At 72.1% G+C, this 23,250-nt stretch carries 16 protein-coding genes and 2 pseudogenes; 8 read left to right on the top strand and 10 right to left on the bottom strand.

Going from position 1 to position 23,250, the window contains the following annotated elements:
- Nucleotides 1-85: 85 nt before the first annotated feature.
- On the bottom strand, nucleotides 86-607 hold the full coding sequence (locus SM447_RS15635; RefSeq protein WP_474573515.1) for an acyl-CoA thioesterase: 522 nt from the start codon (nucleotides 605-607) through the stop codon (nucleotides 86-88).
- Nucleotides 608-630: 23 nt separating this feature from the next.
- Between SM447_RS15635 and SM447_RS15630 the strand changes: the two genes are divergently transcribed.
- Together SM447_RS15630 and SM447_RS15625 are read left to right on the top strand one after the other, a co-directional pair.
- Nucleotides 631-1,284, top strand: a complete 654-nt coding sequence (locus SM447_RS15630) for a hypothetical protein (protein ID WP_474573514.1) — start codon at nucleotides 631-633, stop codon at nucleotides 1,282-1,284.
- Between the two features lie 192 nt (nucleotides 1,285-1,476).
- A complete protein-coding gene (locus SM447_RS15625; protein ID WP_474573513.1) occupies nucleotides 1,477-2,421 on the top strand; it encodes a ribose-phosphate diphosphokinase in 945 nt (314 codons plus the stop codon).
- 60 nt (nucleotides 2,422-2,481) lie between these two features.
- Here the strand turns inward: SM447_RS15625 and SM447_RS15620 are convergent, their stop codons facing one another.
- On the bottom strand, nucleotides 2,482-3,645 hold the full coding sequence (locus SM447_RS15620; RefSeq protein ID WP_474573512.1) for an acyl-CoA dehydrogenase family protein: 1,164 nt from the start codon (nucleotides 3,643-3,645) through the stop codon (nucleotides 2,482-2,484).
- Between the two features lie 251 nt (nucleotides 3,646-3,896).
- Here SM447_RS15620 and SM447_RS15615 point away from each other — a divergent pair, with 251 nt between their 5' ends.
- The 3 genes and pseudogenes from SM447_RS15615 to SM447_RS15605 form a co-directional block, all read left to right on the top strand.
- Nucleotides 3,897-5,324 (top strand): UDP-glucose dehydrogenase family protein, encoded by a 1,428-nt coding sequence (locus tag SM447_RS15615; protein WP_474573511.1) that lies wholly within the window; start codon nucleotides 3,897-3,899, stop codon nucleotides 5,322-5,324.
- Between the two features lie 110 nt (nucleotides 5,325-5,434).
- Nucleotides 5,435-5,731: pseudogene (locus SM447_RS15610) on the top strand (TFIIB-type zinc ribbon-containing protein); the annotation flags it as partial.
- Nucleotides 5,732-5,797: 66 nt separating this feature from the next.
- Nucleotides 5,798-10,387 (top strand): annotated as a pseudogene (locus tag SM447_RS15605) (SCO7613 C-terminal domain-containing membrane protein); the annotation flags it as partial.
- 257 nt (nucleotides 10,388-10,644) lie between these two features.
- Here SM447_RS15605 and purE read toward each other — a convergent pair.
- The 3 genes from purE to SM447_RS15590 are packed head-to-tail and all read right to left on the bottom strand — an operon-like array spanning nucleotide 10,645 to nucleotide 14,420.
- Complete coding sequence (purE, locus tag SM447_RS15600; protein WP_474573510.1) at nucleotides 10,645-11,136, bottom strand: 5-(carboxyamino)imidazole ribonucleotide mutase; 492 nt, start codon at nucleotides 11,134-11,136, stop codon at nucleotides 10,645-10,647.
- 5 nt (nucleotides 11,137-11,141) lie between these two features.
- Complete coding sequence (locus SM447_RS15595; protein WP_474573509.1) at nucleotides 11,142-12,329, bottom strand: 5-(carboxyamino)imidazole ribonucleotide synthase; 1,188 nt, start codon at nucleotides 12,327-12,329, stop codon at nucleotides 11,142-11,144.
- A gap of 51 nt (nucleotides 12,330-12,380) precedes the next feature.
- Complete coding sequence (locus SM447_RS15590) at nucleotides 12,381-14,420, bottom strand: thioredoxin domain-containing protein (protein ID WP_474573508.1); 2,040 nt, start codon at nucleotides 14,418-14,420, stop codon at nucleotides 12,381-12,383.
- Between the two features lie 131 nt (nucleotides 14,421-14,551).
- Between SM447_RS15590 and SM447_RS15585 the strand changes: the two genes are divergently transcribed.
- A complete protein-coding gene (locus SM447_RS15585) occupies nucleotides 14,552-15,583 on the top strand; it encodes a phosphatidylinositol-specific phospholipase C domain-containing protein (protein ID WP_474573507.1) in 1,032 nt (343 codons plus the stop codon).
- A gap of 90 nt (nucleotides 15,584-15,673) precedes the next feature.
- Here the strand turns inward: SM447_RS15585 and SM447_RS15580 are convergent, their stop codons facing one another.
- From SM447_RS15580 to mca, 3 genes are all read right to left on the bottom strand, one after another.
- Nucleotides 15,674-18,148, bottom strand: a complete 2,475-nt coding sequence (locus SM447_RS15580; protein WP_474573604.1) for a putative bifunctional diguanylate cyclase/phosphodiesterase — start codon at nucleotides 18,146-18,148, stop codon at nucleotides 15,674-15,676.
- Between the two features lie 234 nt (nucleotides 18,149-18,382).
- Nucleotides 18,383-18,679, bottom strand: coding sequence for a hypothetical protein (locus SM447_RS15575; protein ID WP_474573506.1), 297 nt, complete (start codon nucleotides 18,677-18,679; stop codon nucleotides 18,383-18,385).
- Between the two features lie 48 nt (nucleotides 18,680-18,727).
- A complete protein-coding gene (gene mca, locus SM447_RS15570; RefSeq protein ID WP_474573505.1) occupies nucleotides 18,728-19,609 on the bottom strand; it encodes a mycothiol conjugate amidase Mca in 882 nt (293 codons plus the stop codon).
- Between the two features lie 222 nt (nucleotides 19,610-19,831).
- On the opposite strand from mca, the gene SM447_RS15565 reads away from it, so the two are divergent.
- Nucleotides 19,832-20,266, top strand: coding sequence for a DUF4307 domain-containing protein (locus tag SM447_RS15565; protein WP_474573504.1), 435 nt, complete (start codon nucleotides 19,832-19,834; stop codon nucleotides 20,264-20,266).
- Nucleotides 20,267-20,518: 252 nt separating this feature from the next.
- Nucleotides 20,519-21,016: a transcription elongation factor GreA gene (gene greA, locus SM447_RS15560; protein ID WP_350695645.1), complete on the top strand. Its 498-nt coding sequence runs from the start codon at nucleotides 20,519-20,521 to the stop codon at nucleotides 21,014-21,016.
- Between the two features lie 54 nt (nucleotides 21,017-21,070).
- Here greA and ilvA read toward each other — a convergent pair whose 3' ends face one another.
- Nucleotides 21,071-22,291, bottom strand: a complete 1,221-nt coding sequence (gene ilvA, locus SM447_RS15555; RefSeq protein ID WP_474573503.1) for a threonine ammonia-lyase — start codon at nucleotides 22,289-22,291, stop codon at nucleotides 21,071-21,073.
- 2 nt (nucleotides 22,292-22,293) lie between these two features.
- Nucleotides 22,294-23,226 carry a DUF4328 domain-containing protein gene (locus SM447_RS15550; RefSeq protein ID WP_474573502.1) on the bottom strand — a complete coding sequence of 311 codons (933 nt, stop codon included), beginning with the start codon at nucleotides 23,224-23,226 and terminating at the stop codon, nucleotides 22,294-22,296.
- Between the last annotated feature and the right edge of the window lie 24 nt (nucleotides 23,227-23,250).

Genomic DNA, 23,250 nt, shown 5'->3' with positions numbered 1-23,250 from the left:
AGCCCGGCGGGCGCATGTGCCCGGTCCACACCCCCCGTGCCCGACCAATGTGGGTTCGGCGGGCACCGGCCCGGTGGGTGGTTTCTCAGGGTTCGCTGCGGGCCGCCTGGATGGCGCGGCGACGGGCCAGCCGGTGCGCACGGCGGATCTCCGCCTCGCGCCAGCGGCGTTCGTCCTCGGGCGTCTCCGGCAGCACCGGGCGCACCGGCCGGGGCGCGCCGCCCACCTCGACCCCGACGAATACGAGGTACGCGGTGGCCACCCGCACCGGCAGCTCGTCGGCCGAGTCCCAGCGCTCGGCCATCACCCGTACGCCGACCTCCATCGACGTCTGCCCGGTCCAGTTCACCTGGGCGTACGCGTGCACCAGATCGCCCACCCGGACCGCCTCGGAGAAGACGATCTCGTCGATCGCGGCGGTCACCGCCGTACCGCCGCTGTGCCGTGCCGCGGCCGCGCCGGCCACGTCGTCGACGAACTTCATCAGCACCCCGCCGTGCACCGTTCCGTACAGGTTCACGTCGACGGCGGTCATGATCCGACTGAGGGTTACCCGGGAGTACGAGGTCGGCTTGCCCGGCAGGGCGGTGGCGGGGTGCTCGGTCATGTCGGAAACGGTACGGTGCGCGGATGCGACATCTGTGGAGCTTCCTCGCCGGGCTGGTGGTGGTGCCGGTCACCTGGGTGCTGGTCACCCTCGGTCAGGACGGATCGGCGGGCACCGTCAACCGGTGGGTGGAGATCGGCACATCAAACACGGCCAACCTCATCGAACCGGCCGTCTACCTCGCTGTCGGCGGCATCGTGCTGGGCCTGCTCGGCACGCTGCGCATCTCACCGCTCGGTCCGCTGGTGGCCGGGCTGCTGCTGGTCACCCCGTACGTCGGGCTGTTCATCGCGCCGTTCCGGGTACGCGAGCGCATCCCGTCCGGCTGGGAGTTCCTCGGCGACCCGCTGCCGCTACGGCTGCCGGTGGAGAACGGAACGCTCTTCCTGATCGGCATGCTGCTCCTGGTCGCGACGTTCAGCGGGCAGCGCTGGCGGCGCTGGCCGGTCGCGGTGGCACAGCCGGCGTCGGCAACGCCCGACGCGCCGGCACCGGACCCGACGCTGACCGACTGGTCACCGGCTCCCTCGTCGGAGCGGGACACCGCCCCGTTGAGCCTGGGCTATCCGGATCCGGATTCGACGCCGACCGAGCCGCTGCCCCGCCGTACCGGAGGTGGTTCACCCTGGTCCGCGCCGCCGGGCAACCTGCCCCGACGCGACGACGCCACCAGCTGACCCGGCAACTCCGATCGTCGTCTCCGCCCGGCGGCCGCGCGGGCGGAGAGGGCGACTCCTCCAGATCGCGAGTGGACACGAACATCGCTGATCAATCGGTGGCCGCCCTCATGGACAGCGCCACCCCCGACGCCGAAGCCCAATGACGTTAGACTCCGTGGCGTCATCGGCAGCCAGGGGGTTTGACAGAGCATGACCTCGTCTGAATTCATGGTGTTCGCAGGATCAGCCAGTCGAAACCTTGGACGCGCGATTGCCGATAGGCTCAACGTCACATTGGGTTCCTCCGAAGTCCTTCATTTCTCGGAGGGCAACCTTTTTGTCAGAGTGCTGGAGAACGTCCGAGGGCGCGATATCTTCATCGTCCAGGGCACCGCCTTCCCGGCGAATGACAACTTCATGGAGTTGCTCTTCTGGATCGACGCCTTCAAGCGAGCCAGCGCCGCGTCGGTAACCGCCGTGATTCCTTACTTCAGCTACGCCAAGGGTGACAAGAAAGACGAACCGCGAGTGTCCATTCGCGGACGGGTGTGCGCCGATGCCATTGCCGCGGCGGGAGCAGATCGAGTCGTCACACTGGACCTGCACACCCCTCAGGTTCAAGGATTCTTCAACATTCCGGTCGATGATCTGTATTCATTGCCGGTGCTCTGCGACGCCATCGCGACGCGCAATTTCCACGACCTTGTCGTCGTCGCTCCGGACGCTGGATACGCCAAGAAGGCGCGCCAGTGGGCCAATCGCCTGCAGGTGCCCACGGCCATTGCCGACAAGCGACGCGTCGACCACAGCGAGTCCGCTGAAATCGTCGAGTTGATCGGCTCGGTGGAGGGCCGGACGGCGCTGATCGTCGACGACTTCACCATCAGCGCGGGCACGCTGGTCGACGCCGCCCGCGTACTGGTCGAACGGGGCGCGACCAAGGTGTACGCGGCAGTCAGTCACGCTCTGCTGACCGAGGCCGCGAACGAGCGGCTCGACGACAGCCCGATCGAGTGTCTGTTCACGACCGACAGTGTGGAGACCCAGCCCGCCAAACTGTCCGACAAGGTCCAGGTCGTCAGCGTGGCAGGGCTGTTCGCGGAAGCCATCCACCGCATCTCGGCGAGGGAGAGCATCTCGGTCCTCTTCGAGTAGGCACCCGGGTGGCCGGATCCATGCGCCCGGCCACCTCAACTCCGGGTCGCGAACAGCTGCTCAGTCCTTCAACAGCTGCCGGGCCATCACGATGCGCTGCACCTGGTTCGTGCCCTCGTAGATCTGGGTGATCTTGGCGTCGCGCATCATCCGCTCGACCGGGTAGTCCCGGGTGTAGCCGTACCCGCCGAGCAGTTGGACCGCGTCAGTGGTGATCTCCATGGCGGCGTCCGAGGCGAAGCACTTCGCCGCCGCACCGAAGTAGGTCAGGTCGGCGTCGCCACGCTCGGACCGGCCGGCCGCCGCGTAGGTCAGCTGCCGGGCCGCCTCGAGCTTCATGCCCATGTCGGCGAGCATGAACTGCACGCCCTGGAACTCGGCGACGGCCTTGCCGAACTGCTTGCGCTCGGCGACGTACCCCTTGGCATAGTCCAGCGCGCCCTGGGCGATGCCGACGGCCTGCGCGGCGATGGTGACCCGGGTGTGGTCCAGGGTCTTCATCGCGGTGCCGAAGCCGGTGCCCTCGTCGCCGATCATCCGGTCCGCCGGGATCCGCACGTTGTCCAGGTAGACCTCGCGGGTCGGCGAGCCCTTGATGCCGAGCTTCTTCTCGGGAGCGCCGAAACTGACGCCGGGGTCGGACTTCTCGACCACGAAGGCCGAGATACCCCGGGACCGGGCGGCGGGGTCGGTCACCGCGAAGACGGTGTAGAACTCCGAGACACCGGCGTTGGTGATCCACCGCTTCACGCCGTTGAGCACCCAGTGATCGCCGTCACGTACCGCCCGGGTGGTCATCGAGGCCGCGTCGCTGCCGGCCTCGGGCTCGGAGAGGCAGTACGAGAACATCGCCTCGCCGCTGGCCACCTGGGTCAGGTAGCGGCGCTTGAGTTCGTCGGAGCCGGCCAGCAGCAGCGGCATGGTGCCCAGCTTGTTCACCGCCGGGATCAGCGAGGACGAGGCGCAGGCCCGCGCGACCTCCTCGATCACGATCGCCGTGGCCAACGCGTCCGCCCCGGCCCCGCCGTACTCGACCGGGATGTGCGGAGCATGGAAGTCCGCCGCTCGGAGCGCGTCGTACGACGCCTTCGGGAACTCACCGGTCTCATCCGCCTCAGCGGCGTGCGGAGCCACCTTCGCCGCACAGACCTCACGAACCGCTTCCCGGATCGCCTCGTGCTCCTCGGGCAGGCGGTACGCGTCGAACGACTCCTCTGCGGCCATCTCGGCCCCTCCCCTTCACCGCTATCATGCGCAGTCTGTAGCGTCACCTGGACGCCCACCGCGCAGACTGAAGGATAACGACCACAGTTCAGGTGATGTTACCGGCGCGTAAGCTGGGCCCTGACGGAGGCCCTACGCCGCTCGGCGATGATGGAAACCAGAAGACGAACCACCTCCTCGGCGCCCAGCCCTGGCGCCGCAGCGGAACGCGACGCAGCCACGCGGCGCCAGTGCGAGCGGAGAAGACAGGCGTGACCATCCCGTACCCGAACACCCAGCCGGTGCCCGCCATCGCGGCGGTCACGCCCCCCTCGGGCGCCTCCCGGCCCCGGGTGACCTTCCTGGGCACCGGCTACCTCGGCGCGACCTACGCCATCTGTTACGCCGAACTCGGCTACGAGGTACTCGGGTTCGATGTCGACGCGGAAAAGATCGCCAAGCTCAACGCGGGTGAGGTGCCGATCCACGAGCCCGGCCTGGACGAGCTGCTGCGCCGCAACCTGGCCGCCGGTCGGCTGCGGTTCAGCACCGACATCGCCGAGACCGCCGAGTTCGGTGACGTGCACTTCATCTGTGTCGGCACTCCTCAGCGGGCCGACGGGATGGGTGCCGACCTGTCGTACGTCGAGGCGTCGGTCACCGGCCTGGCCCAGCACCTGACCCGCAAGGCGCTGATCGTCGGCAAGTCCACCGTCCCGGTCGGCACCGCCGAATGGGTGGAGCAGCTGGTCGGCAAGCACAGCCCCGCCGATCTCGGCGTCGAGGTGGCCTGGAGTCCGGAGTTCCTCCAGGAGGGCTTCGCCGTCGACGACGTGCTGCGCCCCAACCGGATCGTGGTGGGCGTCAAGAGCGAGTGGGCCAACGGGATGCTCTACGCCGCTCACAAGGGCGTGTTCGATCTCGCCGCCACCGAGGACCGCGAGGTACCCCTGGTGGTCACCGACTTCGCCACCGCCGAACTGGTCAAGGTCGCCGCGAACGCCTTCCTGGCCACCAAGATCTCTTTCATCAACGCCATGGCCGAGGTCTGCGAGGCCTCCGGCGGCGACGTCACCCAACTCGCCCGCGCCATCGGTTACGACCCGCGCATCGGCAACCGCTTCCTCCAGGCCGGCCTCGGCTTCGGCGGCGCCTGCCTGCCCAAGGACATCCGTGCCTTCCAGGCCCGCGCCCAGGAACTCGGCGCCGGTGAGGCCCTGCGCTTCCTGCACGAGGTCGACCTGATCAACCTGCGCCGTCGCACCCGCGTCCTGCAACTCGCCGCCGACCTGCTGGGTCGCCGCTCCGGCCCGGCCGGCCCGGACCTGTCCGGCACCCGCATCGCCGTGCTCGGCGCCACCTTCAAACCCAACACCGACGACGTACGCGACGCGCCCGCCCTCGCCGTCGCCGCCCTGCTGCACAAGGCCGGCGCCGACGTACACGTCTACGATCCCCAGGGCATGGACAACGCCCGCCGAGCCGTACCGGAACTGACCTACGAACTGGACATCACCGGCGCCGTCACCGGAGCCGACCTGGTCTGCGTCCTCACCGAGTGGGCCGATTTCCGCAACGCCGATCCCAGCCTCCTCGGTGACCTCGTCGCCGGTCGCCGCGTGGTCGACGCCCGCAACTGCCTCGACCCGGCACTGTGGACCCAGGCCGGCTGGGAGTACCGGGGCATGGGGCGGCCCTGACCGCGTCGTTCGATGATGTTGGCGCTTGACCCGCCGACAATTGTCGAATTCCCGGCCCGTTTTGGGCATGCTGCGACAGTGGGAATCCACACTGCGGGTGGAGGGGTGTCGTGGCGACCTTTCAGTGCTCCTCGTGCGGCCGGGAGTTCAAGCCGGCGGTTCGCTGCCCGCACTGCGGCGCCCACCAGCCCCAATGGGCTGAACACCTGGCGGAGATCGAGCGGTCGATCGCGGAGATGAAGGCCCGCGAGGCCGCCATCGCCAGCGAACAACGCCAGCTCGCCGCCAAGATGCAGGCCGCGCTCTTTCAACGCGACATCCTCTCGCACGCCGGCAGTCAGGGAGACGAACGCCTCCGGCAGGCCAGCAGGCCGCGCCGGGTGCTACGCCGCCGGCCGCCGCGCCGCCCCTCGTCCGACGGTGCCTCGCCGCCCCGCGACGGCGCGGTCCCGCCACCGCGGGACGGTGCGTTTCCGCCGCCCCGGGTGCCCCGGCAGGGCGCGGCCGGCACCCAGGAGCCGCCGCCACCGACCGAACCCGTCTGGCTGGACGCCGACGACCCGGAGCACCCGCCGGAGGCCTCCTCACGGGAGGTCCAGAACATCCCCCTCGGCCTCGGCGCACTGCTGCTGGGCGTCGCCGCGGTGGTGTTCGCCGTGGTCGCCACCAGCTCGATGGACGCGTTGGCCCGCCTCGGCATCCTGCTGCTCGCCACCGTGCTCATGCTGCTCGCCCCGCCGGTGCTGGTCCGGCGCGGGCTGACCTCCACGGCAGAGACCATCGCCGCGGTCGGCCTGCTCCTGGTGCCCCTCGCCGGGTACGCCCTCTGGGCGGTGGACCGGATCGGCAACGGCGGTGCCTCCGGCGCCGTCTTCGCCGGAGTGATCTTCGCGGTCACCGCCACCGTCTCGGTCGGCTACGCCGGATGGACCAGGCTGCGCGCTCCCCGCTTCGCCACCGTGCTGGCCGCCCAGCCGGTGGTGCCGCTGCTGGCCTACGACCGGATCACCGGTCCGGCGGGCTGGGCGCTGGTGCTCACCGTTGTGGCGCTGCTCGACCTGTGGCTCGCCCGCTCCCCGGTCACGGTGGAGCAGCCGCTCACCGAGGTTCCCGCCGCGCGCGACCAGTCGAGCGCGCCCCGGCAGCGGACGGGTGAGCCGAGTCGCGACGGGCGACCGGAGGCGGCGCCGGAGGAGGGCGGCGAACTGCTGGACCTCACCGTCGGCACCACCGCCGTGGCACCCACCCGACCGGTGCCGGGGCTGCGGGAACTGACCTGGGTGCTGCACGGGGTGGCTGTCGCTCTCGCCCTGGCGTACGCGGTGACCGCCCTGCTGCGGACCACCACCGTGCCGGGCGCGACCGGTGCCGGGCTGGTGCTTCTCCTCGCCGCCGTCGTCTGCCTGGCCGGCACGCTGGTGCTCCGCCGTCCGCCCTTGCCCGACCTGGGCGCGGGCGTGCTCACCCTCGCCGTCATCGGCGCCCTGGGCCGGATCGCCTCGGTCGCGCTGCCCGGCCGCGCGCTGCTGTTGATCGCGGCGGTCATCACGGCCACCGGCATCGCGGTCCGGGCGGTACCCGAGGCCGCCCGCCGGGGGCCCCAGTTGGCCTCCGCGGTGGCGCTCACGGTCAGCGGGGTGGTGGTCGCCGGCAGCGCCCTGCGCGCCGGGATCGCCCCGGTGCAGGCGGCGCTGCCGGCCTGGGCGGCGGACCTCGACCGGTACCCTGCCGAGCTGGCCGCTGCGGTGGGACCGGCCGCGTGGCAGCTCGCCGCGAGCGCCTTCCTGCTGACCGTGGCCGCGGTGCTGGCACTACCGCCGGAGATCCGACGCGAGTTCGCGGTGACCGGTGCCGCGTTGACCGCGCTGGCCGTACCGGCCTCCTTCGGACTGGCCTGGACGCTGGCGCCATGGCCGATGGTGCTGGCCGCGATCGGCATCGGCGCGATCGGCCTCTCCGCCCGCACCCCCCGCGCCGCGCTGGCGCACGCGGTGACCGCCGCCGCGGTCGGCCTGGCCGGTGCCGGCGCCGCCCTGGCCCGGCCGGCGCTGACCGCCGCCGTGCTGCTCACCATCGTCGTGGCCGCTGTGCTGATCGCCGCCGCCCCCCGGATCCGGCTCGCCCCGGCGGCAGCGGACACCGTCTCGGCCTGGGCCGCCGGCGGTGCCGCCTTCGCCCTGCCCGGAGCGGTGGCCGCCTTCGTCGCGGCCATCCTGCCGGCGGACGCCACGCCGACCCCGGCGAGCCTGCGCGAGGCGACCGTGCCGGTGCTCGCCGCCAGCTTCCTCGCCGTATGCGTCACGCTCGGCTACGCCGCCGTCGTGCAGGTGTCCCAGCGGCAGATCCCGATGCCGCTGTCGGTGGGCGCCGGTCTCGGCGCGCTGGTGGTGGCCGCCGCCGGCTTCGGCGCACCGGGAGCCACCGTGGCCGACGCCTGGGTCGGCGCGCTGCTACTGGTCTCCGCCGTGCTGCTCTTCCTCGCCCCCTCCATCGACACCGGTCGCCGTTCCGATCTCACTCTGGACGGCTCCGACCTGGCGGCCGCCGCGGTGACCGCCGCGCTGGTCGCCACCCTGCTGCGGATCGGCACGGTGCTCGCACCGGGCGGGCAGCTCGCCGTCGCCGCCGCGCTGGTCCTGGTGGTCGCCGTGGCGGCCCGGGCGATGCCCGAGGAGTGGCGGCGAGGACCGGTGCTCGGCCTCACCGTCGGTGGCGTGCTGATCGGGCTGCTGGCCGGCTGGATGGCGCTGCGCGGAGGTCTCGGTGTCCTGGCCACGCCCGGCCCGATCTGGAACGGTGACCTCAGCGGCTGGCCGGCCGCGCCGACCGGCGGCACCACGTGGCAGGGCCCGATCGCCCTGGTGCTGCTCGCGGTCGCGGCCGGCATTCTGCTGCCACCACCCTGGCGCTACGACGTGGCCGGCGTGGCGGTCGTGCTCGCCACCATCGGCGCGCCCGCCGCGTTCGAGCTCGCGTGGTGGTCACCGGTCCTGATCGGCGGCATGGTCGCCACCGTCTTCGGGATGGCCGCGGTCGCCTCGGTCGACCCCAGGGCGGGGCTGTCCCGGATCACGGTCGCCGGGGTGGTCGCGCTGCACGCGGCCGGTGCCGGCCTGGTACGGCCTTGGACGACCGCGCTGGCCCTGGGCAGCATCGTGTTGATCGGCGCGGTGGTGGCCGCGCTGGCCCGCCACATGGCCGAGCCGCTGGTCGAGGACATCGACGCGGAGGGCATGCCACCGCACCTGGCGCTGATCGGTGGTGCGGGTGTGGGCGCGGCGCTGTTGGCGTTGCCGGGTGCCACCGCCGCCCTCGCCGTCGAGTTCGGCCACGCGCCCCAGGTGGTGCTCACCGCGGGCCTGGCCGCGTCCAGTCTCGGCCTGGCCGCGGTCGCCGCCGTCCGCCGGCAGGTACCCCAGTATCTGCCCTGGGTCAGCGCCGGGGTGGTCGGTGGGGCGAGCGTGACCGCACTTGCCGCCGTACCGATCGGGTTGCCGGTCGGCGTCTACGCCGCGGCGGCGGCCCTGCTCGGTGTGCTCGCCGAACTGGTGCGGGGGGCGACCGAGCCGCCGGTCGGCGCGGCCCAGCCGGTGCGGCGCTGGTCCGTGCTGTTGGACGGGGCGTTGCGCCGGCTGCCCGACGACAACCGACGTCGCTGGCGGGTGGACCCGGCCGCCGGAGCGCTGGCCGCCGCCGCCCTGCCAACGGTCCTGGCGCTGGTCTCGATCACGCCGGCGCTGGTCGCCGCCCTCGTCGATCCGCATCACACGGTCCGGCAGATCTGGCAGGGACCGCCGGCGGTCCTGCTCGACCCGCCGCCGGCAGCGGTCAACCCGACCCATGTGCTCACCGCGCTGCTGCTCACGGCGACGGCGGCCCTGGCCGCCACCGGGTTCACCGGTGGCAGCCGTTCCCGCGCCGTGCCGGTGGTGTTGCCCGGCACCGCCGTCACCCTGCTCATCGCCCCGATCGCGCTGGGTGGCGGCTGGCCGGCGAGCACCCTGTCGGCCCTGGCCGTGTTCACCATCTCGATGCTCGGGTTGGCCCTGACGCCGCCCCCGTCACTGGTGGAGCGGGCCCGCTCGCTGCGACTGGCCCGGGTGCTGGTCTTCGTGATCGGGCTGGCGGCCGGCGGTGCCGGTCTCGCCGGCAGCCTCGCCACCCGGGAGCTGACCCTGTTCACCCTCGGCGGTGCGGTCGGGGTCGGTCTGGTGGCCGCCCTGTACGGCCTCACCTCGCGGGCCCGCCTCCTCGGTTGGCTGTTCGCCTCGCTGATGGCGCAGCTCTTCGTGCTCACCGCCGGCCTGGTGGCCGGACTCGCCCCGGTATGGTCGGCGTTCGGGGTGCTGGCGGTCGGCGCGGCGTTGCAGGTCTTCTCCGCCACCCTGCCCCGCCTGCGCCGCCCCGAGGCGCGTCGCGAGGCGGCGACGGTCGAGTGGAGCGGACACGCGGCCGCACTGATCGCGCTAGCGCTGGCCTTCGACTCGCCCCGGCACATCGCCGCGCTGCTCGCCGCCTGGGGTGCGGTCCTCGGCCTGGCGGCGACCCGGCCCGGCCGGCGACCGGCGGAGCGACGGGTGCTGTTCTGGGCGGTGGTGCTCTGCGAGATCACCGCCTGGTGGATCCTGATGCGGGTCGCCAACGTGGCCCTGCCCGAGGCCTACACGCTGCCGTTCGCCGCGCTCGCCCTGCTGGTCGGCGTGCTGGAGCTACGCCAGCGCGCGGACCTGAGCAGTTGGGTGGCGTACGGACCGGCGCTGATCGCCGCCTTCGTGCCGACCTTGGCGATCGTGCTGGCCGCCGATTCGAGCACGATGCGTCAGGTGCTGCTGTTGCTCGGTGCGGTCGCCGTGCTGGTCTTCGGCTCGATGACTCAGCAGCAGGCCCCGGTCATCGTCGGTGCGGCGGTCACCGCCATCGCGGCCGTGCACGCGCTGTTCAGCCTCGGACCGTGGTTGGCGCTGATCCCGGTCGGCTTCCTGCTGCTGATCCTCGGCGCCAGCAACGAACGCCGCCGCCGTGCCCAGGAACGCCTGCAGACCGCCCTACGCGGCATGCGGTGAAACCGGGTAGGGCCGGGGTCGGCCCATGGGGTCTAGGGCGCTGTCGAGCTGAGGGCGTGTACGGATCAGCCACCAGCGACCCGTCGCAGCCGGCGCGGCGGCGCCAGCGATAGCGCGAACGGCTCAGCTCGACAGCGTCTGGACCACACCTGGTGGGCCCGCCGCGTCGCGGCAAGCAGCGGGTCCGCTCCAGACTCCGCACCGCCTGCCCCCGCGCGAAGTGCCAGCAGGAGGGCGCGCGAGCAGGTAGGCGGGTTCTATGCCAGGGAGGCGCGGAGGGCGGCGTCCTTCTCGGCGACCAACTGCTCCAGGTCGGCCTGGTAGGCCGACATCCGGTCGAGCAGGGTGCGGTCGGCGGCGGCGAGGATCCGGACGGCGAGCAGCCCGGCGTTACGGGCGTTGCCGATCGACACGGTGGCCACCGGCACACCGGCCGGCATCTGCACGATGGACAGCAGCGAGTCGATGCCGTCGAGGTGCTTCAGCGGCACCGGTACGCCGATCACGGGTAGCGGGGTCACCGAGGCGACCATGCCGGGTAGCGCCGCCGCGCCACCGGCTCCCGCGATGATCACCTTGAGCCCGCGGTCGGCGGCGGCCCGACCGTAGTCGATCATCTTGACCGGGGTGCGGTGCGCCGAGACCACCTCCACCTCGTACGGCACCTCGAACTCGGCGAGCACCTCGGCGGCGGCCTTCATCGTCGGCCAGTCCGAGTCGCTACCCATGATCACACCGACCGTGCTCACGCTGCTCATTCCTCCGGTGTTCCGTCCCGCAGCCAGCGGGCGGCCCGGGCGGCCCGGGCGCGTACCTCGTCCAGATCGTCGCCGAGCACCGTGACATGGCCGATCTTGCGCCCGGGGCGTACCTGCTTGCCGTACAGGTGCACCCGGGCGGTCGGCTCGGCGGCGAAGAGGTGGTGCAGCCGCTCGTCGACCGACATGCCGCCGGGCTGCCCACCGAGCACGTTCGCCATCACCACCACCGGCGCGGTCAACGAGGTGTCACCCATCGGGTAGTCCAGCACCGCCCGCAGGTGCTGCTCGAACTGCGAGGTGCGGGCACCCTCGATGGTCCAGTGCCCGGAGTTGTGCGGGCGCATCGCCAGCTCGTTCACCACCAGCCGGCTGCCGCCCGGCGTCGCCGGGTCGGCCACCTCGAACAGCTCCACGGCCAGCAGGCCCACCACGCCGAGCGCGCTGGCCAGGTCGATGGCGAGCTGCTGCGCGGAGACCGCCAGTTCCTCCGTCAGGTCGGGAGCCGGGGCCAGCACCTCGACGCAGATCCCGTCGCGTTGCACCGTCTCCACCACCGGGTACACGGCGACCTGCCCGAACGGCGAGCGGGCCACCTGCACGGCGAGTTCCCGACGCAGCGCCACCCGCTCCTCGACGATCAGCTTCGTGCCGCCCGCGAGCAGTGTCTCCGCCAGCTCAGTGGCGGACGCCGCGTCGGTGGCCGGCCAGACCCCACGGCCGTCGTACCCGCCACGGGCGGCCTTGACCACGACCGGCCAGCCGACCTCGTCGCCGAAGGTGACCAGATCGGTGGGGGACGTGACCGGCCGCCAACGGGGGTTCGGCGCGCCCATCGCACCGAGCCGCTGCCGCATCACCTGCTTGTCCTGGGCGTGCACCAGGGCGTCGGCCGGCGGGAACAGCTTCACCCCCTCGCCGGTCAGGGTTCGGATGTGCTCGGTCGGGACGTGTTCGTGGTCGAAGGTGACCACGTCGCAACCCTTGGCGAAGGTACGCAGCGCGGCGAGGTCGGTGTGGTCGCCGTACTGGACGTCGGCGGCGACCAGGGCCGCGCCGTCGTCCGGCGTGAGGGCGAGCACACGCAGCGACTGGCCGAGGGAGATGGCGGCCTGGTGGGTCATCCGGGCCAGTTGGCCACCGCCCACCATGCCGACAACGGGCAGACCGGTACGGGAATCCATAGCGGCGTCAGCCTATCCGGGCCGGCCGCGGCAGCGACCGGCGGATCCGGCTCAGCGCAGCTGCCCCACCAGCTCCTCGACCTCGGTGACCGGCCGCTGGCAGACGAAGCCCTGACAGACGTACGCGGCGGCCCGTCCGTCGACCAGCGGACGGCCGGCCAGCAGCGGGACTCCCGGCTGGTCCGGGTGACCCGCCACGATCACCGCACCGGGCGGGGCGTGTCGGTACGCCGCCGCCACCAGCGGATCACCCGCCGGGTCACCGGTCGCCACCGCGATCTCGTACGGCCCGGAGAGCAGCGCCTCGGCCACCGTCGCCGCGTACCCGGTGAACCGGGCGTGCCGCCCGACGATCGGCGCGACGGTCGACAGGGCCGCCTCGGCGGCCTCGCGGTAGCGGTTCTCCCCGGTCAGCGCCGCGTACGCGACCAGGGCGGCGACGATCGCGGACCGTCCGGAGGGGGTGGCGTTGTCCGTCGGGTCGGCCGGCCGGGCGACCAGTTGCTCCGCGTCGTCGGCGGTGTCGTGGAACGCCCCGCCGGGCGCGGCGAAGTGTGCCAGCGCGGCGTCGAGCAGCTGACCGGCCAGCTCCAGCCACCGTCCCTCACCGGTGACCTGGTGCATGGCGCAGAACGCCTCGGCCACGCAGCCGTAGTCCTCCAGTACGCCGGCCGGCTCGCCGACCCGGCCGTCCCGGGACGCGCGGCGTAGCCGTCCGTCGACGACGTGCACCCGGGCGAGGTACTCGGCGGTGTCCCGCATCGCACCGTCGGCGACGATGGTCACCCCCTCCAGCAGGTTCGCCTCGCCTTCGGTGCCGATCCGACCGCCGGTCTCGACCAGCCGGACGAACTCCGCGAGCGCGGTGATCGCCAGGCCGTTCCAGGCGGCGACCACCTTGTCGTCACGCGCCGGCTGGGGGCGGGTGTCCCGGGCCGCCAGCAGCTGTCGGACCACCGCCTGCCAGCGCTCACGTACCGCCTGATCGGCGTCGTCCACGTCGCGGGCCAGCTTCAGCACACTCATGCCCTCTTCGAAGGTTCCGGCCTCGGTGACGGCGAACAGGTCGGCGGCCCAGCGGCCGTCCTCCTCGCCCAGCACCTCGACCAGCTGGGCCGGTGTCCAGACGTAGGTGAGCCCTTCGACGCCCTCGGTGTCCGCGTCCAGGGCGGAGGCGAAGCCCTGCCCCGGCCGGTGCAGCTCGTCGGCGAGGAACCGGGCGGTGTCCCGGGCCACCCGCAACGCCAGCGCGTCGCCGGTGAGTCGCCACAGCTGGGTGTAGACCCGCAGCAGCAGCGCGTTGTCGTAGAGCATCTTCTCGAAGTGCGGCACGGTCCAGTGCCCGTCCACGGAGTACCGGGCGAAGCCGCCCGCGAGCTGGTCGTGGATCCCGCCGCGAGCCATCGCCTCGCAGGTGTGCCGGACGATCTCCAGACTCCGGGTCGAGCCGGTGCGCTGGTGGTGGCGCAGCAGGAAGAGCAGGTTCATGTGCGGCGGGAACTTCGGTGCCCCACCGAAGCCGCCGTTGACCTCGTCGTACTCGCTGGCCAGCTGGTCCGCGGCGGCGTCGAGCAGCTCGGCGGTGAGCGGGGCGGTCGGGCCGCCGACGGCCTGGGCGCCACCGATGGCCTCCACCACCGCGGCGCCCTGGCGCAGCACGGCGTCCCGTTGGTCCCGCCAGGCGGTGCCGACGGACTGGAGCAGTCGGATGAAGTTCGGGCGGGGGAAGTACGTCCCGCAGAAGAACGGGGTGCCGTCCGGGGTGGCGAAGACCGTCATCGGCCAGCCGCCCTGGCCGGTCATAGCCTGGGTGGCCGTCATGTAGACGGCGTCCACGTCGGGCCGCTCCTCACGGTCCACCTTGATCGAGACGAAACCCTCGTTGAGCAGCCTGCCGACGGCCTCGTCCTCGAACGACTCGTGGGCCATGACGTGGCACCAGTGGCAGGCCGAGTAGCCGACCGAGATCAGCACCGGCACGTCGCGCCGTTTCGCCTCGGCGAACGCCTCGTCGCACCACGGCCACCAGTCCACCGGGTTGTCGGCGTGCTGAAGCAGGTAGGGGCTGGTGGCGTCCGCGAGTCGGTTCACCCGACGACCATATCCAGCCTGACCATCGGCTGCCGGTCGGACGCCGATCGGCCCCCCACTGTTCACGACCCTCCATTTAGATCTGTGCATGCCTGGCCGGCGACCCGCCGACCGGCGACGAGGAGGTTTCCATGCGCAGACTCAGACTCCTGTCGGTCCTCGCGACCGGCCTGCTGACGGCCACGCTGGCGGTGCCGACCCCGGCCAGCGCCGCGGTGGACCCGGACGCCCGGATCTCGGCCACCACCGGCGTCGGCACCCACAACGCGTACGAGCGGGCCACCTACACCTATTTCGCGCAGTCGTTGGACGCCCGGCCCGGCCTGATCGAGCTGGACGTCTGGCCGGACGTCCTCACCCGACAGTGGCGGGTAAGCCACTCCAACCCGCTCGGCAACGACAACAACTGCGTGGCCGCCACCAGCGCCGTCCAGCTCTACACCGGCACCCGTAACCGCAACCTCGAACACTGCCTGGACAACATCCGGCTCTGGCTGGAGGCGCACCCGGACGCCGGCCCGCTGCTGCTCAAGGTCGAGTTGAAGACCGGGTTCAGTGCCCGTACCGGGCAGGGGCCGGCGCAGCTCGACGCGCTGCTCGCCGCCCGACTCGGTGACCGGCTGTTCACCCCGGCCCAACTGCGCGGCGGGCACGTCAGCCTGGACGCCGCCGCCCGGGCGAACGCCTGGCCGACCCGTCGGCAACTGGCCGGGAAGGTGATCGTCTACCTGATCCCGGGCACCGTCGAACACGGCAACCCGACCGACACGCTCCGGACCGACGTGGAGTACGCCCGGCACCTGGTGGCGCTGGACGCCGCCGGCAACCTCGGTGCCGCGAAGGCCTTCCCGGCCGTGCACCGGGCCCGGGCCGGCGACCCGCGCACCCAGTACGCGGAGACCAACCTGCGCCCCTGGTTCGTCATCTTCGACGGCGACGCCACCGCATACGTCACCGGCAACATCGACACCGCCTGGTACTCCACCAACCGCTACCTGCTGGTGATGACCGACGCCCACAAGGTCCCGCCCGCCGTGGGCACCACCGACCCGGCCGCCGCCCGCGCCCGCCTGGCCGAACTGGCCGCCCGCCACGCCACCATCGCCTCCGCCGACTGGGCCCCCATCCCCCAGGTCATCGCCGAGACCCTCCCCCGCGCCTGACCCACCCGATCGTGTTGATCAAGAAGTTTGCGTCTGCGAGGGCACGCTCGCATGACGCAAACTTCTTGATCATCGCGTTTGGGGGTTGGGTCAGGAGGCGCCGTCGGCGCGGAGGGGGAGGACGTTGGTGGGGGCGCTGTCACGCAGCGACCCGAGGACGGCGGCGATCTTGTCGGCGGGCATCGGCTTGAAGAAGTGGTAGCCCTGGGCGGCGGTGCAGCCCAGCTCGACCAGCGCGGAACGCTGGGCGGCCGTCTCCACCCCCTCGGCCACGACCCGCAGACCCAACTGGTGGGCCAGCCCGACGGTGCTGCGGACGATGGCCGCCGCCTCCGGTGAGTCCGCCATCTGAAGCACGAAGGACCGGTCCACCTTGAGTTCGTCCACGGTGACCCGGGTGAGGAACGCCAGCGACGAGAAGCCGGTGCCGAAGTCGTCCACCGCCAGCTGCACGCCCATCGACCGCAGCGTGGTGAGCACCTGGTCGATGATCTCCAGCTCGCTCATCACCACCGTCTCGGTGATCTCCAGGACCAGCCGGTCCGCCGGCACCTGGTGCCGGCGCAGCGCCTCGGCGATCTCCGTCGGCAGCCTCGGATCCAGCAGACTGCGCGCGGAGAGGTTGACCGAGATGGGTACGTCCAGACCCTCCCGGGCCCAGCCGGCGGCCACGGCGAGCGCCTTGTCCAGCACGTAGCGGGTGAAGGTACCGAGCTGTTCGCTGTTCTCCACCGGCCGGATGAAGTCGGCGGGCCCCAGCCAGCCCCGCCGCGGATGCCGCCAACGGATCAACGCCTCCACACCGGTCGGCGCGCCGGTGACCAGGTCCACGGCCGGTTGCAGCACGAGCACCAGTTGGTCGTCGGCCTGCAACGCCTCGCGCAACTCGGCGAGCAGAGCCAGCTGGTCGGTGCTGGCCGCGTCGCGTGAGCTGTCGTACGCGGCCACGCTGACACCACCCGACTTGGCCTGGTACATGGCGATGTCGGCCCGGCGCAGCAGCTCGGTCAGGTCGGCGGTGCCGGCCGGGGCCACCACCACCCCGACGGAGACCTCGACGGACATCCGCACCCCGGCCACCTCGGTCGGCGCGGCCAGTCGCTCGGCGATCTCCCGGGCCTGACGCAGCGCGTACGCCATGGGTGCCGCGCGGTCGCCCACGAGCGGGACCGAGGTCAACAACAGGGCGAACTCGTCACCACCGAGGCGCGCCAGCAGATCACCGGTGCGGACCAGCGCTCCCAGCCGGTTCGCCGCCAACCGCAGCAGTTGATCACCGGCGGCGTGCCCGAGCGTGTCGTTGACCTCCTTGAACTGGTCGATGTCGAGCAACAGCAGGGCGACCGGACGGTCGCGGGCCAACTGCCGCAACGCCTGGTCGCCCTTGCTGAGCAGGGCCGCCCGGTTGGCCAGCCCGGTCAGCGGGTCGTGCACCGCCTCGTACGAGGAGCGGGCGGTGACCAGGCGCAGCTCCCGGTACGTGGCCGCGTCATGCAGAGCCGCCGCCAGGGTGTCGGCGAAGGCCGCGTGGGCGTCGCGTTCCTGTCCGGTCGGCGGCGCGGTACGGGGGAAGCGGACCCGCAGCCGGCCGACCCGCGTCTCGCCCACCGACAGGTCGCGAACCAGCTCGCCCGGTTCGGGCTCGTCCTCGCCGGGCGGGGCGATCTCCCGGTCGACCACCTGACCGCCGGGGTCGCCCCGATAGCGGCGCCACCTTCCGTCGGCCCGGACCACCTCGACGTCGACCATCTCCGCCTCGAACAGCGCCAACGCGCCGGTGACACCCGCCGTGGCCGCGCCCCGCTCGTCGAGTTGGTTGAGCGCGTTCGTGGCCTCGGCGAACGATCGCCAGGTGCGCCGATCACGGTCCTGTCGGAGCCGTTGCCGGTAGGTCTGCTGCAACAGCCACAGCGGAGCCGGCAGCAGCAGGAGCCAGCGTGGATCGATCTCGATCAGCACCACCACGAGCAGACCGACCACCACGTTGCCGACGAACATCAGCAGCTTGCCGCGCAGCGCGGCGAGCAACGGGCGCCCGATCGGCATGCCGTGCCGCAACGCCAGCATCACGCCGCCCAGCCAGGCGCTGGCCAGCAGGTAGGTCACGGCACCGGCGGTCAGCACGAGCGCGAGCGACGGAGTCGGCGCGGCCAGCATCGGCTGTCCCAGGGCCGTGGTGACCGCCACCGCCAGCGCGGTGGCGGCGGTCTGTGCGCCCGCGACGCGGACCACGTCCCAGGTGGTCCGGCCGTCGTCCACCACCGACAGTGCCGTCCAGGCGAGCGCGACACCGACCAGAGCGGCCCCGGGGAGCCAGCCGGGCGGCACCAGGTAGAGACTGATGATCAGGGCGGCCTCGGCCCAGGTGACGCTGACCACGCCGGCCGCGGCGCGGAAGCGCAGCCGGACCAGCTGTGCCAGGGCGAACAGGGCGACCGCGAGGCCGAACCGAACCGGCCCACCGAGCGGGTCGTCGACCGGTAGCAGAGCCGGCAGGCTCAGCCCCACCACCGCGGCGACCAGCGCGGTGGCCACGACGGCCGCGCTGAGCACGTGCAGCCCCAACGGCGTACCACGGACCGGGGACCGGTCGAGCGGTTGACCGGTCCTGCCGGAGGTCACCGACCCCCTCCCGCCGACCCGGAACAGGCCACGCGGCGGGCGGACACGAGTGCGGTGGTCATCGGCGCCCCCTCCCGCGCAGCTTGAGGACTTCTGGTCCCCCCGGCGGAAGGCTAAGCCAAACCCGATGGTCGCAACAGGGGTCGACCATCCGGTTCGACGTGAATCATGCTCCGATCAACCGTCGCGGCCCTGCTGATGCCGGTTGGGAGCGTCCGTGGATGAATCCCCCGCCGCGATCCCATCTGTCGGATCACCGACCGCCCGGTCCATCGACTCCGCAGCCGGTGCGCTCGGCCCCTGATCGGGGAACCGGTCCGGCAGCCGGCGCAGCCGGGCGTTCATGTTCCGGATGAGCAGCACCGTGGCGGCACCGAGGACGAGGATGAGGAACAGCCCCATCGGCCCGGCCAGACCACCCGTGCGGGTGTCCCCGAAGTTGTTCTGGGCGAGCACCTGGGCAGCGGTCAGCATGGGATTCCTCCGGTTCGCGGTGTGCGACCAGAGTAGCCCGCCGCCCGCTCAGCGGGCATGGACCGTCTCCCGTACGCCGGCGAAGAGGTCGGACTCCGGCATGGGGCTGTCGACCAACGACCGGACCAGCTGGAAGTCCTCCGTCGGCCAGGCCCGCTGCTGCAGCTCCATCGGCACCTGGAACCAGAAGCCGTCCGGATCCACCTGGGTGGCGTGCGCCCGCAGCGCGTCATCGCGGACCGGGAAGTACTCCGCGCACGGCACCCGGGTGGTGATCCGGGGGCCCTTGTCCGGCCGGTCCTCCCAGCGGGTCAGCCACTCCGCGTACGGCGACTCGGCGCCGGCGGCGAGGATGGCCTCGTGCAACGCCAGGATCTTGCCCTTGGAGAAGCCGATGTCGTAGTAGAGCTTGAGCGGCTGCCACGGCGCACCCAGCTCCGGGTACCGCTCGGCGTCACCGGCCGCCTCGAAGGCCGCCACGCTGATCTTGTGGCACATGATGTGGTCCGGGTGCGGGTAGCCGCCCTCCTCGTCGTAGGTGGTGACCACGTGCGGGCGGAACTGGCGCATCAGTCGCACCAACGGGCCGGCGGCCACCTCGACGTCCTGCAGCGCGAAGCAGCCCTCGGGCAGTGGCGGCAGCGGGTCGCCCTCGGGCAGGCCGGAGTCGACGAACCCCAGCCACGCCTGTTCGATGCCGAGGATCGCCCGTGCCGCGTCCATCTCGGCGCGGCGGATGTCGGCGATGTTCGCCCAGACGTCCGGCCGGTCGAGCTTGGGGTTGAGCACGCTGCCCCGCTCGCCGCCCGTACAGGTGACGACCAGCACGTCCACCCCCTCGGCGACGTACTTCGCCATCGTCGCGGCGCCCTTGCTCGACTCGTCGTCGGGGTGCGCGTGAACGGCCATGAGTCGAAGTTGCTCTGCCAAGGTCGGCGCTCCTCGTCTCTGCCCACCGGCGACCCACCCCGGGCCCCCGTTGACCTGCCGGATTCCTCTCCGTAGCGCGGCGCCGAGCCGCGCCGGCCTGTCATATTTGACCCCAGCCGTACGCGACGCTGAGCCAGATCTCGCGACCGAGTCGAACAGGAATGGCGGACTCTGCCATTCTTGCCGATACGGATGACAACAACGCCAGGGAGATACCCGCCGGTGACCGAGACGCACGCCACACTTGGACCGAACGCGCCGGTCTTCCCGCCCGGTCGGTACGGCCGCCGCCGCGCGCCCCGCCGCCGCCGGCCCCTGGTCGCCGCGCTACTGGTCGTCGTCGTGGTCGCGATGCTCACCGTCGTCTCCGTCCGGCTCTACCGTCAGTACGGCGACCCGACCTACGACGCACAGGTGATCAGCTACGGCGACATCACGGACCGCCAGGTCGTGGTGGACTTCCGGGTGAACCTGCCGGACGGCGGCTCGGCGGTGTGCGTGCTGCGCGCCCGGGACCACGCCGGCGCCGAGGTGGCCCGCGAGGAGGTATCGGTCGCCGCCGTCGCCGGGCAGCGCCACGTCACCGTTCGGCACCGCCTCGTCACCGACGCCCGACCGTTCATCGGCGAGGTCGTCCGCTGCCGGCCGTCCGCCTGACTTACGGCAGCCCCGGCACTTGCGGCAGCCCCGGCAGCGTCGGTCGGCCGAGCCGCTGCGCTGAAGGCCCGGCAGCGACCGCGCGGCCGACCCGCCTGACTTCCGGCAACGTCCCGGCCGACCCGGCTGAGACCCTGGTCGCTCGCAGCCCGTCCGCGTAGCCGGCGTGATCGCCGACACTCCTTGTCGTAGGGCACTGGTAACTTGGAGGTTCACCTGTCAGCCAGCACGCACAACCGAGGAGGACCGCCTGTGTCCAATGGCAACGAGGCGCCCGCCACCTGGCTGTCCCAGGACGCGTACGACCGCCTGAAGGCAGAGCTCGACGAGTTGATCGCCAACCGGCCGGTCATCGCCGCCGAGATCAACGCCCGGCGCGAGGAAGGCGACCTGCGCGAGAACGGCGGCTACCACGCCGCCCGCGAGGAGCAGGGCAAGGCCGAGGGGCGCATCCTCTACCTGAAGGAGCTGCTCCGCACGGCCCAGGTCGGCGAGGCGCCGACCGTCGACGCCGTGGCGCCCGGGATGGTCGTGACGATCTACTTCGACGACGACGCCGACGACACAGAGACCTTCCTGCTCGGCTCGCGCGAGATCGCCTCGACCACGGATCTGACGGTCTACAGCCCCGAGTCGGCCCTCGGCCAGGCGATCCTGGGCGGCAAGGCCGGGCAGGCCTGCACCTACACCGCGCCCAGCGGGGCCGACATCAAGGTGACCGTGGTCAGCTTCGAGCCGTTCTCCGGCTGACCCGTCGGCCGGCTGAGCCGGCATCCGTTCGTTCAGAGGCGTGACGCCACCGCGTCACGCCTCTGGTGCGATCGTCACCTGGTAGCCGCTGGCCCGCAGGGCACTGATCAGCGTGTCGGAGTGCTCGACGCCACGGGTCTCCACCGACAGCGCCACCTCGACCTCACCCAGGCCCAGGTGCGGGTTGGCCCGCTGGTGCACCACGTCCACCACGTTCGCCCGGTGCTCGGCGATCTCGCTCAGCAGCGAGGCAAGCTGACCGGGGCGGTCCGAGCAGCGCACCGTCACCCGCAGATAACGCCCGGCCGCCGCCAGGCCGTGTTCGATGACCCGCAGCATCAGCAGCGGATCGATGTTGCCGCCGGAGAGCACCACCACCACCGGCGCTGTCACCTCGACGGCACCGGCCAGCAGCGCGGCCACGCCGACGGCGCCGGCCGGCTCCACCACCTGCTTGCCGCGTTCGAGCAGCACGAGCAACGCCCGGGAAATGTCCTCCTCGGTGACGGTGACCACGTCGTCCACGAGCTTGCGCACGTGGGTGAAGGTGACATCACCCGGACGGCCGACCGCGATGCCGTCCGCGATGGTGGTGAAGGCCGGCAGGCGGACCGGCTCCCCCGCGACCAGCGACGGTGGGAAGGCCGCCGCACCGGCCGCCTGCACCCCGATCACCCGCACGTCCGGCCGGAGCGCCTTCGCGGCCACCGCCAACCCGGAGACGAGTCCACCGCCGCCGACACCGGTGACGATCGTCCTGACCTCCGGGCACTGCTCCAGGATCTCCAGCCCCACCGTGCCCTGCCCGGCGATCACGTCCCGGTGGTCGAAGGGATGGATCAGCACCGCTCCGGTGCGCTCCGCGAACGTCTGCGCCGCGACCAACGACTCGTCCACCGTGGCACCGACCAGCTCGACCTGTGCGCCGTACCCCTTCGTGGCCGCCACCTTAGGCAGCGGCGCGTTCACCGGCATGAAGACGGTGGCGTGGCTGCCGACCAGCCCCGCGGCGAGCGCCACGCCCTGCGCGTGGTTGCCGGCGCTGGCCGCGACCACACCCCGGGTGCGCTCCTCCGCCGACAAGCGTGAGATCCGCACGTACGCGCCGCGCACCTTGTACGACCCCGCCCGCTGGAGGTTCTCGCACTTGAGCCAGACCGGCCCGCCGAGCGCGGCGCTGAGTGGACGGGACGGCTCCAGCGGGGTGGTCCGGACGACTCCGTCGAGCAGTTCCCGTGCCGCGCGCACATCGTCCAGGCTGACCAGTTCCGTCATGCCTAGATCGTGCCACCCGCCCCGTCCGGCGCGGTCGACGCCTGGCCCGGCACGGTCGGTGCTGGCGCACCGGCCGGCTCGAACGGCGCGTCCGGTGCCGGAGCTGCGCCGACACCCGGTGATCCCGCCGGTGCCGCCACGGTCATGCCGGGCAGGATCGGGCCAGCGGGCATCGACCGTACGATCCGGGCGGTCTGCGCCGCCGAGATCCGACGGATCAGCACCACCAGAGATCCCCCGGCCACCACGCAGAACACCGCCGGGACCAGGTACTCGCCGGTCGCCGACGCGTAGTGGTCGGCGTACGCCTGGAAGTCCGCGGCGGTCCGCGGGTACGGCAGCGCCTCGTACTCGGCGAGGGAGGAACGCGCGATGATCCGCTCCGCGAAGAGGAACATCAGCCAGCTGCCCCACCAGACGTGCACCAGCGGCGGGGTGCTCAGCCGCCAGAGACTCTCCCGGGCGATGTTGGCGACCACCCGGTGCGGCATCACGAAGTTGACGAACGGCACCAGCCACCCGGCGATCGCCCACCCGGTGGAATGGGTGGGCCCGGCGCCCGGGAAGGCGTCCAGGTTCGTCCGGGCCCGCCAGGTCCAGACGATGACGAGCACGATCGCCACCAGGAACGCGACCTGGTACAGCAACGCCGCCGCCAGTTCCAGCATCCCGGCGGTGAGCAGGAAGGCCTCGCCGTCGCCGGAGTCGGCCGCCCGCTCGGCGAGCAGCGCGTTGACCGGCTGAACCGCCACCGTCAGCAGCAGGAACAGGGTGGTCGCGGCGACGGCGACACAGGCGGCCCGACCGACGCCGTTGACCGGGCGCACCCGGACACCCGGGCGCAGGACCGGCGAACCGACCGGCGTACGACAGGTCGGGCACTCACCGATGCGTACGTCGGTCTCGGTGTCGCAGGTTTGGCAGCGCATGGTCATCGGACCTCCCGGGTGACGGCAACG

It is taken from the genome of Micromonospora aridisoli (assembly GCF_056150025.1).
The sequence above is the reverse complement of the archived record's forward strand: the minus strand, read 5'-3'. Positions and strand labels throughout refer to the sequence as shown.